Source organism: Pantoea sp. CTOTU49201 (genome assembly GCF_032054795.1).
GTDB classification, from domain to species: Bacteria; Pseudomonadota; Gammaproteobacteria; order Enterobacterales; family Enterobacteriaceae; genus Pantoea; species Pantoea symbiotica.
Genome location: NZ_DAMBSA010000087.1, coordinates 1 through 13,202 on the forward strand (window position 1 = coordinate 1; position 13,202 = coordinate 13,202).

The 13,202-nt window shown below is 54.5% G+C and carries 14 protein-coding genes and 1 pseudogene; 7 read left to right on the forward strand and 8 right to left on the reverse strand.

Translation table 11 applies throughout. The features are described 5' to 3' along the window. Positions 1–1,124: pseudogene (locus tag RTY00_RS08630) on the forward strand (glutamate synthase large subunit); the annotation flags it as partial. A gap of 69 nt (positions 1,125–1,193) precedes the next feature. After that, positions 1,194–2,942: a sulfite reductase subunit alpha gene (locus RTY00_RS08635; protein WP_008104389.1), complete on the forward strand. Its 1,749-nt coding sequence runs from the start codon at positions 1,194–1,196 to the stop codon at positions 2,940–2,942. A 52-nt stretch (positions 2,943–2,994) separates the two neighbouring features. On the opposite strand, the gene sspB is transcribed toward RTY00_RS08635, so the two are convergent. The 5 genes from sspB to zapE form a co-directional block, all read right to left on the reverse strand. Continuing rightward, positions 2,995–3,483: a ClpXP protease specificity-enhancing factor gene (gene sspB / locus RTY00_RS08640; RefSeq protein WP_008104391.1), complete on the reverse strand. Its 489-nt coding sequence runs from the start codon at positions 3,481–3,483 to the stop codon at positions 2,995–2,997. Positions 3,484–3,486: 3 nt separating this feature from the next. Beyond that, positions 3,487–4,128, reverse strand: a complete 642-nt coding sequence (gene sspA, locus RTY00_RS08645) for a stringent starvation protein SspA (RefSeq protein WP_008104394.1) — start codon at positions 4,126–4,128, stop codon at positions 3,487–3,489. Positions 4,129–4,457: 329 nt separating this feature from the next. Continuing rightward, entirely contained in the window at positions 4,458–4,850 is a 393-nt protein-coding gene (gene rpsI, locus RTY00_RS08650) for a 30S ribosomal protein S9 (RefSeq protein ID WP_007886600.1), read from the reverse strand. A gap of 15 nt (positions 4,851–4,865) precedes the next feature. Beyond that, positions 4,866–5,294, reverse strand: coding sequence for a 50S ribosomal protein L13 (gene rplM, locus RTY00_RS08655; protein ID WP_007886599.1), 429 nt, complete (start codon positions 5,292–5,294; stop codon positions 4,866–4,868). Positions 5,295–5,532: 238 nt separating this feature from the next. Further along, complete coding sequence (gene zapE, locus RTY00_RS08660) at positions 5,533–6,660, reverse strand: cell division protein ZapE (protein ID WP_312664130.1); 1,128 nt, start codon at positions 6,658–6,660, stop codon at positions 5,533–5,535. 190 nt (positions 6,661–6,850) lie between these two features. Here zapE and zapG point away from each other — a divergent pair, with 190 nt between their 5' ends. The 3 genes from zapG (at position 6,851) to degS (ending at position 9,896) form a co-directional block, all read left to right on the forward strand. After that, positions 6,851–7,255: a Z-ring associated protein ZapG gene (zapG, locus tag RTY00_RS08665; RefSeq protein ID WP_008104398.1), complete on the forward strand. Its 405-nt coding sequence runs from the start codon at positions 6,851–6,853 to the stop codon at positions 7,253–7,255. 104 nt (positions 7,256–7,359) lie between these two features. Next, positions 7,360–8,730: a serine endoprotease DegQ gene (degQ, locus tag RTY00_RS08670; protein ID WP_008104400.1), complete on the forward strand. Its 1,371-nt coding sequence runs from the start codon at positions 7,360–7,362 to the stop codon at positions 8,728–8,730. 86 nt (positions 8,731–8,816) lie between these two features. Next, positions 8,817–9,896, forward strand: a complete 1,080-nt coding sequence (degS, locus tag RTY00_RS08675) for an outer membrane-stress sensor serine endopeptidase DegS (RefSeq protein ID WP_312664131.1) — start codon at positions 8,817–8,819, stop codon at positions 9,894–9,896. 23 nt (positions 9,897–9,919) lie between these two features. On the opposite strand, the gene epmA is transcribed toward degS, so the two are convergent. After that, positions 9,920–10,897, reverse strand: a complete 978-nt coding sequence (epmA, locus tag RTY00_RS08680; protein WP_008104404.1) for an elongation factor P--(R)-beta-lysine ligase — start codon at positions 10,895–10,897, stop codon at positions 9,920–9,922. 136 nt (positions 10,898–11,033) lie between these two features. On the opposite strand from epmA, the gene RTY00_RS08685 reads away from it, so the two are divergent. Beyond that, entirely contained in the window at positions 11,034–11,558 is a 525-nt protein-coding gene (locus RTY00_RS08685; protein ID WP_312664132.1) for a lipocalin family protein, read from the forward strand. 39 nt (positions 11,559–11,597) lie between these two features. Here the strand turns inward: RTY00_RS08685 and RTY00_RS08690 are convergent, their stop codons facing one another. Together RTY00_RS08690 and efp are read right to left on the reverse strand one after the other, a co-directional pair. Further along, positions 11,598–11,732: an entericidin A/B family lipoprotein gene (locus RTY00_RS08690; protein ID WP_008104408.1), complete on the reverse strand. Its 135-nt coding sequence runs from the start codon at positions 11,730–11,732 to the stop codon at positions 11,598–11,600. Positions 11,733–11,877: 145 nt separating this feature from the next. Beyond that, positions 11,878–12,444, reverse strand: coding sequence for an elongation factor P (gene efp, locus RTY00_RS08695; protein ID WP_008104410.1), 567 nt, complete (start codon positions 12,442–12,444; stop codon positions 11,878–11,880). A gap of 42 nt (positions 12,445–12,486) precedes the next feature. Between efp and RTY00_RS08700 the strand changes: the two genes are divergently transcribed. Beyond that, a partial coding sequence (locus RTY00_RS08700) for a KamA family radical SAM protein (RefSeq protein ID WP_312664133.1) occupies positions 12,487–13,202 on the forward strand: 716 nt, incomplete at its 3' end.

The window sequence follows — 13,202 nt, forward strand, 5'->3', positions numbered from 1 at the left end:
CCTGCAACGACGGCGTCGGTAAAGGCCAATGCGGCGGCGAATTGGTGGTGATGTCACCAGGCGGCGGCGCACAGGACAGCGATGGCAACGTGTTGATCGGTAACTTCGCGCTGTTTGGCGCCACCGGCGGCCGTCTGTTCGTTCAGGGCCAGGCGGGTGACCGCTTCGCCGTGCGTAACTCCGGCGCAACCGCGGTAGTTGAAGGCGTGGGTGACTTCTGCTGCGAATACATGACCAACGGCGCCATTCTCAACCTTGGCACCTTTGGTAAAGGCTTTGGCAACGGTATGAGCGGCGGTTTCGCTTACCAGTACGACCCATATGGATCGCTGGCTGCGCATGCGGCAGGTGATTCAGTGCTGTTTGGCTCCATCGCCGATGATGATGAAATGGCGCAGGTGCACAAGCAAGCGGTGCTGACCATGCTTAACTGGCATCTGGAAGCAACCCAATCGCCACGCGCGGCCTGGCTGCTGGATAACTGGGAAACCGAGTGTCATCACTTTGTGTATGTGATGCCGCGTTCACTGCTGCTGTATCAGGATGGCACCGAAATCCTCAAAGCCAAATCACGTAAAGACTTGCTTGAAGAGCTGTCAACGTCGCTGGCTGCGCATCAGGTGACGAAGTTCAAATCGGCCTGGCGTGACGGTAAAACCATTGCTAACGGTGCTGTTCCGGCTTACGGCGCGACAGATACGCTGGAGATGTTTGTTCTGCTGAACAACTACACCGTTCTCAGCCTCGCGCAGCAGCTGGCTCTGGGCAAACTTCCGAAAGGCACGGCGGTGGAAGATCCGGCGGTGGAAAAAGCGGTACGCAATCTGCTGATGACCGAAGATTTCACCTTAATAAGCCGACTGCAACGTCATGCACGCTCTGCGATTGAGAGCTACAGCGATGACGAGCTGGCAAGCCTGATCGCTGCTAAACGTATGGCAGATTACAAAGCGGCATTAACGCAGCGCAACATTCGCTCCATGGACAGCCTGGCGACTTACGGCTGGATCATTTATCAGGATGCCTGCAACCGCGAAGTGCTTGGCCATCTGCCTGATTTTGAAGAGCTGTTTGCGCGTGCTGCACTGCCAGAAATCGCTGCTGCGGTCGGGAAACTTTCCTGATTACAGTGCTAATGAACATGTGTAATTTAGTTTTTATATTTTGATTGAACAGGATTGAGTGCCTTACCGATGAAAATTCCTTACATTCCTGAAGATGCACCGTTTAACGGTGAGCAGAAATACTGGCTGGCGGGCTTCCTCGCCGGTCTCCATTCGCGCCTGCTGGTATTAGAAGACAAGCAGAGCGCACCGGCTGCGGGTGCAAATACCCAGTTGCATATCCTGTTCGGTTCACAGACCGGTAATGCTGAAGCGCTGTCGCAAACGGCAGCTAAAGCCGCACGCGCCAAAGGTTTGGTGCCGGTGGTGCAGGCGCTGGGCGAAGTGGATCTGGATGTGTTCGCTACCATGCGTCACGTGCTGATCGTCACCTCGACTTACGGCGAAGGCGAAATGCCGGATAACGCTCAGCTGTTCTGGAACGCGATTTCAGCCAGCACCGCGCCGCGTCTGGAGCAGATGCATTTTGCGGTATTGGCGATTGGCGACACCGGCTACGACGGTTTCTGCCAGGCAGGTAAATTCATCGATATGCGTCTGGAGCAGCTCGGTGCGAAACGCGTCGCCGATCGTATCGACTGCGATATCGACTTCGAAGAGCCATCCAGCGAGTGGATTGGCACGGCAATGCCGCAATTCGCCGCCAGTGCGGGCAGCAGCGGTAATGCATTAGAAAGCGCGCCAGAAGCACCTGTCATTCCGGGCAGCAATAAGCAAAACCCTTATGCGGCAGCATTGGCGACCAATAAGCGCCTGTCGGCTGAAGAGTCGGCGAAAGATATTCGTCACTTTGAGTTTGATCTCACCGACAGCGGTCTGAAATATGAAGCAGGCGATGCGCTGGGTGTGATCCCGGTGAACGACGCGTCACTGGTTTCACTGCTGCTGACTCAGCTGAAAGCCGATTACGAAACGCCGGTACCGGGCTTTGACCGTAACCTTGGCGATCTGCTGACTTATCAGTTCGAAATTTCCGAGCCGTCACGCAAACTGATTGAATGGGTTGGCCAGAACACCACCAATCAGGAACTGCGTCACGTGTTGCAGCACGATGATAAAGATACCCTTGCCGTTTGGCTGTGGGGCAAAGACACGCTGGATCTGCTGCAGCTTGAGCTGACGCGCAGCCTGTCGGTACCGGAGTTCGTTGCCATGCTGCGTCCGTTGCAACATCGCGCCTACTCCATCTCGTCGAGCTCGAAAGCGCATCCGAATCAGGTGCATCTGACCATCGCTTCCGTGCGCTACCATAGCGGCGGCCGCGAGCGTAAAGGCGTGTGCTCAACCTATCTGGCTGAACGTGTACGTCGCGGCGAAAAGCCGGCGATCTTCATCTCGCCGAACAAAGCGTTCCGCGTGCCGTCAAACGGTAATGCGCCGCTGATTATGGTTGGACCAGGCACCGGTATCGCACCGTTCCGCGCCTTCCTGCAGGAACGTCAGGCAACCGGCGCAGAAGGTAAAAACTGGCTGTTCTTCGGTGACCAGCATCAGGCACATGATTACATCTACGAAGAAGAGCTGCAGGCGTGGCAGGAGAAAGGTCTGCTGACTAATCTGGATCTGGCCTTCTCGCGCGATCAGGAAGAGAAAATCTACGTGCAAAATCGCATGCTGGAGAAAGGCGCTGAGCTGTACGCCTGGCTGCAGGATGGCGCGTACTTCTACGTGTGTGGCGATGCATCACGCATGGCAAAAGATGTTGATGCCGCGCTGTATGAAGTGGTTCGTCAGTTCGGTGGCTTGTCCAGCGAGCGTGCGGCGGCTTACGTTGATCAGCTGAAGAAAGATAAACGCTACCTGCGCGACGTCTACTAAGACGCGCAGGCAATAAAAAACGGGCCAATTGGCCCGTTTTTTATTGCACGTTTTACTTCACCACACGCAGTGAAGGTCGTCCGCCACGCGGTGGCGGCTCATCATCTGGCGAGTGATCGTCGTCAGTCGCATCATCCGGACGATCGCCATCAATCACAGACATCATCGTCTCTTCCTGACCGCTACCATCCTGATCGTCCGTTGCCAGCTCATAAGCCGGTTCCGGTTCGAACATGGTGCCAGCGCCGTTTTCACGGGCATAAATCGCCAGAACCGCAGCCATCGGCACAGAAACCTGACGTGGTACGCCACCGAAACGCGCGTTGAAACGCACTTCATCATTGGCGAGGTCAAGATTGCCTACCGCACGTGGCGCGATGTTCAGAACGATCTGTCCATCACGCGCATATTCCAGCGGCACCTGCACACCAGGCAGATTGATGTCGACCACCAGATGCGGCGTCAACTGATTATCAAGCAACCAGTCGTAGAACGCCCGCAACAAGTAAGGACGACGCGCCGTTAGTTGCGACATTTCCATACATTAGCCCCGAGCTTGCAGGCGCATTTCACGTTCTGCTTCCGTCAGTGACGCAAGGAAAGAGTCACGTTCAAACACGCGCGTCATATAGCCTTTCAGCTCTTTTGAACCCGCGCCAGACAGATCAACACCCATCTGCGGCAAGCGCCACAGCAGCGGCGCCAGATAGCAATCCACCAGGCTGAACTCTTCGCTCATGAAGAACGGCGTGCGTGCGAACAGTGGCGCAATCGCCAGCAGCTCTTCACGCAGCTGCTTGCGCGCTGCATCGGCTTCTGCACCGTTGGCGGTTTCGATGGTGCGCATCAGGCTGTACCAATCCTGCTCAATGCGGTGCATCATCAGACGGCTTTCACCGCGCGCGACCGGATAAACCGGCATCAGCGGTGGATGCGGGAAACGCTCATCGAGGTATTCCATGATGATGCGTGATTCATACAGCGTCAGTTCACGGTCGACCAGCGTCGGTACGGTGCGATACGGGTTGAGGTCAATCAGATCCTGCGGCAGGTTATCCGTTTCAACCTGCTCGATCTCCACGCTGACGCCCTTCTCAGCCAGTACGATACGTACTTGATGGCTGAAAATGTCAGTCGGACCAGAAAACAGCGTCATTACCGAACGTTTGTTGGCAGCGACAGCCATGAAAACCTCCAAGTTTGTTCACAAAAAGATACTGCGAATAGCCAACCACGCGGCGACTCACCGGCTCATCAGATTCGCCTACCGTCAGCGTTAGTCGCATCGTCCGGTCTTCCCGACAGGAACGACAAGCACAACGCTGCGTCTCGCAGGCGCAAAGTGACAGTGAGTTTACCAGATTTTAAGCAGCTTGTGGGGCGGGCGTGATGATTTGCGGGCAAAATGCGGGTAAGGCTCGCGTTTTTCGTGGGAAAAAATCATAAATGCAGGTAATAAAAAACCCGCCGAAGCGGGTTTTTTGAGCCAACTGCCGCTGCCGAAGCAGCAAACAATTAACGCTTGGAGAACTGCGGACGACGACGTGCTTTACGCAGGCCGACTTTCTTACGTTCAACTTCACGCGCATCACGGGTAACGAAGCCCGCTTTACGCAGTTCAGAACGCAGAGACTCGTCGTACTCCATCAGAGCGCGTGTGATACCGTGACGGATCGCACCAGCCTGACCAGAAATACCACCACCTTTAACAGTGATGTACAGGTCAAATTTACCAACCATATCAACCAGCTCCAGCGGCTGACGCACGACCATGCGTGCAGTCTCGCGACCGAAGTATTGCTCCAAAGAGCGCTGGTTAATTACGATGTTACCGCTACCCGGCTTGATGAAGACGCGAGCGGCAGAGCTTTTGCGGCGACCAGTGCCGTAGTTTTGAGTTTCAGCCATTGCCTATAATCCCGATTAAATGTCAAGAACTTGCGGTTGCTGCGCCGCGTGGTTGTGCTCGTTGCCTGCGTAAACTTTCAGTTTACGGTACATAGCACGACCCAGTGGGCCTTTCGGCAGCATGCCTTTAACCGCGATTTCAATCACACGCTCAGGACGGCGCTCGATCATCTCTGCAAAGGTCGCTTGCTTGATACCACCGATGTGGCCAGTGTGGTGATAGTAAATCTTGTCAGTACGCTTGTTGCCGGTTACAGCAACTTTTTCTGCGTTCAGAACGATGATGTAATCACCGGTATCAACGTGCGGAGTGTATTCCGCTTTGTGCTTACCACGCAGACGGCGCGCCAGTTCAGTCGCCAGGCGACCCAAGGTTTTGCCCGTTGCGTCAACAACATACCAGTCACGCTGTACGGTTTCTGGTTTAGCTGTAAAAGTTTTCATTGAAAAGCTTACCCAAATAAAAAGTTACACGTTGGTGAAATCCCAAACGCTAAGTAAACGATTGAGGCTCACACGACCATTTTGCCCAGCAAGCCACCCCTTCAAGTGAGTTACCGGATCACATCGAGTTCTTGGGAAAGAAAACCGATGCTGTAACGTGGGGTCGCAAGATTATAGAGAAGTCGAACTCAAAGATCGAACCTTTTTGCATCTAAAACCTACGATTTATGCCACGTCATCAGGGCAGATGCGGCAGACGCAAATACTCTTCGCTCTGCATCTCCTGCAAACGCGACAAGCAGCGCTGATACTCAAACTTCAAGCGTGTGCCCTGATAAATTTCAAACAGTGATGTTTCCGCCGCGACAACCAGTTTCACGTGGCGTTCGTAGAACTCATCGATCAGCGCCAGGAAGCGGCGCGCCTGATCTTCGGTCTTATAAATCATCACCGGCACATCATACAGCAAGACGCTATGAAAACGGCGCGAGAGCTCAATATAGTCGTGCTGACTGCGCCCTTCGCCGCACAGCGTCAGGAAATTGATCGCCAGCACGCCTTCATGCACGCCCAGCGTGGGCATCTGGCGATGGTTAACCTCCAGCACCGGCGCGTCTTCACGCGCTTTGCCTGACAGTGCGCAGAACATGCGCTCCATTTCGCTGTGCGTGGCATCGTTGAGCGGGAAGTTCCACAAATGCGCTGAGGTTAAGGTGCGCAAGCGGTAATCGATACCGGCATCCACGTTCATCACTTCACAATGACGCTTGATTTGTTCGATAGCAGGCAGGAAACGTGGGCGCTGTAGGCCATTGCGATAGAGCTCATCCGGCGGAATGTTCGAGGTTGCTACCAGCGAGATGCCGCGCGCAAACAGCGCTTCCATTAGCGTGCCCAGCAGCATGGCGTCGGTGATATCCGAGACAAAAAACTCATCGAAACAGAGAATATCGGTTTCCGCTTTAAAGCGATCGGCAACAATCAGCAACGGATCGCTGTGGCCTTGCAGCTGCGTCAGCTCCTGATGGACGCGCAGCATAAAGCGGTGGAAATGCAGGCGCAGCTTGCGATCACCAGGAATTGACTGAAAAAACAGATCCATTACCCAGGTTTTACCGCGTCCTACACCGCCCCACATATAGAGGCCGCGCACGGGCGCTTCATGGGTGTTTTTTTCTTTATTAATCATCTTAGACAAGCGGCCAAACAGACCTTTGGCAGCCGGTTCAACCTGTTGCTGGCGGGCAATCAATCCTTGCTGGATGGTATCTAAGCGGGTAATCGCTTCTCGTTGTACGTCATCCGGGCGGAATTCGCCCTGCGACAGCGCCTGCTCGTAGCGTGCAAGCGGAGATGAGGTTTGCATGGTTCTCTCAGAATCCCTGAAAAAGTCCGATTCACGGGTCGGTTGACGAAAATTAGGCCGCTCTACACTAAGCGATGCAGCCCGATAGTTCCACTTCCAATAGATTATTGGGTATAGTGGCTGCTATTGAAGTTGATGTTGCAACAGAAGCAATGCCCTACGAAACAACGGAAATTACACGGGAGTCATTATGACCTGGGAATACGGGCTGATTGGTTTAGTGATTGGCATTATTGTCGGCGCAGTCGTCATGCGTTTTGGCAACAAGAAGCTGCGCGAGCAGCGTAGCATGCAGTATGAACTGGAAAAAACGAAGTCGGAGCTGGCGGATTACCGCGAGGAGCTCACTAACCACTTCGCCCGCAGCGCCGAGCTGCTGGACAACATGGCGCATGATTATCGCCAGCTGTATCAGCACATGGCAAAAGGATCTAACGACCTGCTGCCAAACCTGCCAGGCGAGAAAAACCCGTTTGCCTACCAGCTAACGGAAGCCGAAGCGGATAACGATCAGGCGCCGGTGCAGATGCCGCGTGATTACTCTGAAGGCGCATCCGGCCTGTTACGTGGCAGCGACCGCGCACCGCGTAATTAATCCTTTTGGGGCACAGCTTGGCTGTGCCCTTTTTGTTTTCGAACACAAACCACAAACTACTGTCACACTTCTTTTATCCCTTTCGCAGCGAGAGCGTTGTAGCAATGAAAAAACAAGCACGTCTGTTAAGCGCATTAGCCTTGGGTATTGGGATGAGTTTGGCTGCGGCGCCGAGTGCGCTGGCGACTCTTCCCGCCCAGATTCAGGGACAAGCATTGCCAAGCCTGGCACCGATGCTGGAAAAAGTTCTGCCCGCAGTAGTGAGCGTGCGTGTTGAAGGTACCGACAGCGGTCAGCAGGCGCAGGAGATTCCTGAACCGCTGAAGCGCTTTTTTGGTCAGGCACCGGGCCAATCACAGCCGCAGCCCTTTGAAGGTCTGGGTTCCGGCGTGATCATTGATGCCGCTAAGGGCTACATCCTCACTAACAACCATGTGGTCAGCAACGCCGACAAAATCAGCGTGCAGCTGGGTGACGGCAACGAATATGACGCTAAGTTAATCGGTCACGATGAACAAACCGACATCGCCTTGATTCAGGTTGAAGGCGCGAAAAATCTCACGCAGATAAAAATCGCCGATTCCGATTCGCTCAAAGTGGGTGATTTTGCCGTGGCCATTGGTAACCCGTTTGGTCTGGGTCAAACGGCCACGTCAGGCATCATTTCCGCGCTCGGTCGTAGCGGCCTGAATCTGGAAGGGCTGGAAAACTTTATTCAGACCGATGCCGCGATAAACCGCGGTAACTCCGGCGGAGCGCTGGTGAACCTGAATGGCGAGTTGATAGGTATCAACACCGCGATTCTGGCCTCAAGCGGCGGCAACATCGGCATTGGCTTCGCCATCCCCGCCAACATGGCGATGAATCTGGCGCAGCAGCTGATTCAGTTCGGCGAAGTGAAGCGCGGTCAGCTCGGCATCAAAGGCACGGAAATGACCGCCGATATCGCCAAAGCGTTTAACGTTGATGCGCAGCGCGGTGCCTTTGTTTCAGAAGTATTGCCGAAGTCCGCCGCCGAGAAAGCGGGTATTAAAGCCGGCGATATCATTACCTCCATCAATGATAAGCCGATCACCAGCTTTGCTGAGCTGCGTGTGAAAGTCGGTACCACGCCACCGGGCCAGGATGTGAAAATCGGTCTTCTGCGCGAAGGCAAACCGGTCAACGTCACCGTCACGCTGGAACAGAGCGCGCAAACCACCGCCAGCGCGCAGTTGATGTCTCCGGCACTGCAAGGCGCAACGCTGAGCGACGGCGCGACCAAAACCGGTGATAAAGGCGTGAAAGTCGATGCCATCGAAAAAGGCACACCAGCGGAGCAAGTCGGTTTGCAGAAAGACGATGTGATCATCGGCGTGAACCGCAATCGCGTCGCTTCTATTGCCGAAATGCGTAAAGTGCTGGAAGGCAAACCGCCGGTGCTGGCACTGAACGTGGTGCGCGGCGAAGAGAGTATTTACCTGCTTCTGCGATAATCCTCGCATCAGGCGGACAAGCAGGTGTTTGTCCGCCTTTCTCATGCTATTCTGCCCTGCGATCTCACCTGGCTTGAAATAACACCATGTTTCTTAAACTTTTGCGTTCTGTGGTGATGGGCCTGATCGTGGCTGGCTTACTGCTTGTCGCGATCCCTGCGTTACGTATGGGCAGCAACATCACCTTTGAACATGACAACAGCGACGATGAAGCACCCGTTAGTTTTAATCAGGGTGTGCGACGCGCCGTGCCCGCAGTCGTCAACGTCTATAACCGCAGCGCCCACGGCAACAATAATCGCGGCATCACCACGCTCGGCTCCGGCGTGATCATGAACGGCAAAGGCTACATCCTCACGAATAAACACGTGATTAATAACGCCGATCAGATCATCGTCGCGCTGCAGGACGGACGCTTCTTCGAAGCCACCTTAGTGGGTTCCGATGCCATGACTGATTTAGCGGTGTTGAAAATCAGTGCCTCCAACTTGCCAGTCATTCCCATCAACGCCAAACGTATCGCGCACATCGGCGACATCGTCATGGCGATCGGCAACCCGTATAACCTCGGCCAAACCGTGACGCAAGGCATTATCAGCGCCACCGGACGCGTGGGCCTGAGCTCATCCGGACGACAAAACTTCCTGCAGACCGATGCCTCGATCAATCAGGGCAACTCGGGCGGCGCATTGATTAACTCGCTGGGCGAACTGATGGGCATTAATACCCTGACGTTTGATAAAAGCAGCGATGGCGAAACACCGGAAGGGATTGGTTTCGCGATTCCCACCGCGCTGGCGAGCAAAATCATGGATAAGCTGATTCGCGATGGTCGGGTGATTCGCGGCTATATCGGCATTACCGGACGCGAACTGCCGCCGCTGCATGGCCAGGGCAATAATCTCGATCGCGTGCAGGGCATTATCGTTAGCGACGTCACGCCGGGCGGCCCCGCGGATAGCGCCGGCATTCAGGCCAATGATGTGCTGCTGGAAGTGAATGGCAAACCGGCGCTCTCGGCGCAGGAAACCATGGATCAGGTGGCAGAAATTCGACCGGGCTCGGTGATTGACGTGCAGATTTTGCGCAATGAAAAGAAAATGACCTTGCCGGTGACAATTCAGGAATTCCCGGAAGTGACCGCGCCCGCCACCACCACGCCATAAGGGCGCTTGCGCGCCCTAATGATTTAGCTGCGATCGACCGGGAAGGCGATCACTTCGCTCAGCGAGCTGGCCTTCAGCGCCAGCATGATCAAACGATCCACGCCCAACGCCACGCCAGAACAAGCAGGCATACCGTGCGCCAGCGCATCCAGCAGATTGGTATCGATAGGATGTTGCGGCAGACCACGCGCAGCACGACGACGATTGTCCTGCTCAAAACGCTGACGCTGCTCACGGCTATCGGTTAACTCACGGAAACCGTTCGCCAGCTCAATCCCTTTGTAATAGACCTCAAAGCGCTCGGCGACGCGGTGATCTTCAGTACTGATCTCCGCCAGCGCGGCTTGCGTCGCCGGGAAATGGTAGACGAAGCACGGCTTATCGTTACCAATCTTAGGTTCAACGCCCAGCATAAACAGCAGTTGCAGCAACGTATCGCGGTCTTCTTCACGATTCGCCAGCTCGCCTTCGCCCAGCTTCTCCGCCACTTCGCGCAGCTGTGCTTTATCGGCCGACAGCGGATCCACTTCCAGATGGCGGATAAACGCCTGCTGATACGACAGCGACTCCGCGCTGTCGCACTCCAGCACCTGCTGCATCAAATCGTCCACTTCGTTCATCAGGCGGTACATATCGTAGTGCGGACGATACCACTCCAGCATGGTGAACTCGGGATTGTGGTGACGCCCGGCCTCCTCATTACGGAAGCTGCGACCCATCTGGTAAATCGGACCACTTCCGGCCGCGAGCAGGCGCTTCATGTGATATTCCGGACTGGTCATCAGCCACAGATCGCGCCCTTCGGCTGCGCCTGGCCCAACAAAACGCGTCTGGAATGGCACCAGATGGATGTCAGTGATGGTCGCCTGGCTCATCGCCGGGGTATCGACCTCCAGCACGCCGCGATCGGCAAAGAAACGACGTATTTCCGCGATGATAGCGGCGCGTTTCAACAAATTGGCAATAGATGCGCTCGGCTGCCAGCTTGCCGTTTCGCTCATGTTGATGACTCCTCATACAGATAAGGGGTGGAAGTCTACCCGCATTGCCGATGGCAAACAACGACAGCGGGCGCAGGCAGCAATTTGTCATCGGGCAGCTATACTTAACCCATTAAAATCGCAAAGGAATCCCACAATGTCCCCATGGAAAACCCTGCTCGCCAGCCTGAGTGCCTTTCTCTCCGTTGCCTGCTCAACCACACCGCCCAAAGGCGTCACGGTGGTGGAAGGTTTCGACAGTCAGCGCTATCTCGGCCAATGGTATGAAATCGCCCGCCTCGATCACCGCTTTGAGCGCGGATTACAACAGGTTACTGCCAATTATAGTCCGCGCGACGATGGCGGCTTGAAGGTGATCAACCGTGGCTACAATCAGCAGAAACAGCGCTGGCAGGAGAGCGTAGGCAAAGCCTACTTCACCGGCGATAAACAGCGCGCCTCGCTTAAAGTGTCATTCTTTGGCCCGTTCTATGGCGGTTACAACGTGATTGCCTTGGATCCTGACTATCGCTATGCGCTGGTGTGCGGACCGAATCGTAGCTACTTGTGGATTTTGTCGCGTACGCCGCAACTGGATGAAAGCGTTAAACAACGTTTGGTTGAACAGGCCAGAAGTGCCGGATTCCCGGTTGAAGAACTGATTTGGGTAGAGCAGAAATAAGGAGAACCGGTGCGAAAGTCGCTTTCACACCGGAATATCTTACTGTGCGCTGCGCTGAATCGCTTTGCCGCCCGCCTGAACGTCTTCGCCAACACCACGCGTGGTGTTACAAGCGGTCAGAACGGATGAGAGCACCAGCACGGAAAAAATCGCGACAATACTTTTCTTTAACATAGCCATATCCTTTTTGGTTGCAGTAAAAGTACAGCTCTTAAAGCATAGTCTTGATCTGTAAAACTGCGGATTGGGCGGATGAAAAAAGAGAAGGGAAACACACAGAGAGAAAAAAGGCGCATCAATGATGCGCCTGATTTGACGATTATTTTACGCGAGAAACGTATTCGCCAGAGCGGGTATCCACTTTTACCACTTCGCCAATCTGTACGAACAGTGGCACTTTGATTACCGCGCCAGTCGACAGCGTAGCTGGCTTGCCGCCGGTACCTGCGGTATCACCCTTCAGGCCTGGATCGGTTTCGATAACTTCAGCTTCGATGAAGTTCGGTGGCTGAACAGCGATCGCTTTATCGTTCCACAGGGTAACGATACAATCCGCATTGTCCTGCAGCCACTTGGTCACGTCATCCAGCACTTTAGATTCGATCTGATACTGCTCGAAAGATTCCGGGTGCATGAAGTAGAAGAAGTCGCCGTCGTTGTAAGAGTATTGCAGCGTCATATCACGAACGTCTGCGCCTTCGGCAGAGTCAGTAGATTTGAAGGTCTTCTCAACGCGAGAACCGGTCAGCAGACGACGCATTTTTACGCGCGCAAATGCCTGGCCTTTACCCGGCTTAACGAACTCACTGGCTTCGATGGCATATGGCTCGCCTTCGAACATGATTTTAAGACCGGGACGGAAATCGTTGCTAAGATAAGTCGCCATAAAGGCCCTCTGTAAATATTGAACTGGTAAATAGCCAAAAAAATGGCACACATTGTAACCCTAAATCCCCCCGTCAGAGAAGATTGGTTGCAGCAACTAGCTGATGTTGTCACCGAACCTGCTGAATTACTGCAACTTTTATCTCTTGATCAGCATGCTGATCTGGCTGCAGGCGCTGGTGCACGCAAGCTTTTCGCCCTGCGCGTACCGCGCGCCTTCATCGCACGCATGAAAAAAGGCGATGCAACGGACCCGCTGCTACTGCAAGTGCTCACCAGCCGTCAGGAATTTATTGATGCGCCAGGTTATAGCACCGATCCGCTGGATGAACAAAGCAGCGTGGTGCCGGGTTTACTGCATAAGTATAGAAACCGTGCGCTGCTGCTGGTAAAAGGCGGCTGTGCGGTCAACTGCCGCTACTGTTTCCGCCGTCATTTTCCCTATCAGGATAACCGGGGCAACAAGCGCAACTGGCAAGCTGCGATTGATTACATCGCCACGCATCCGGAACTGGATGAGATCATCTTCTCCGGCGGCGATCCGCTAATGGCGAAAGATCATGAGCTGGCATGGCTGGTGGACGCGCTGGAAAAAATCCCGCACCTCAAACGCCTGCGCATTCACACCCGCTTGCCGGTGGTGATCCCGGCGCGTATCACCGAAGGCTTATGCCAAATTCTGGCCGACACGCGTCTGCAAGTGCTGATGGTGAGCCATATCAACCATGCGCAGGAAATTGATGATGAGCTGCGTTACGG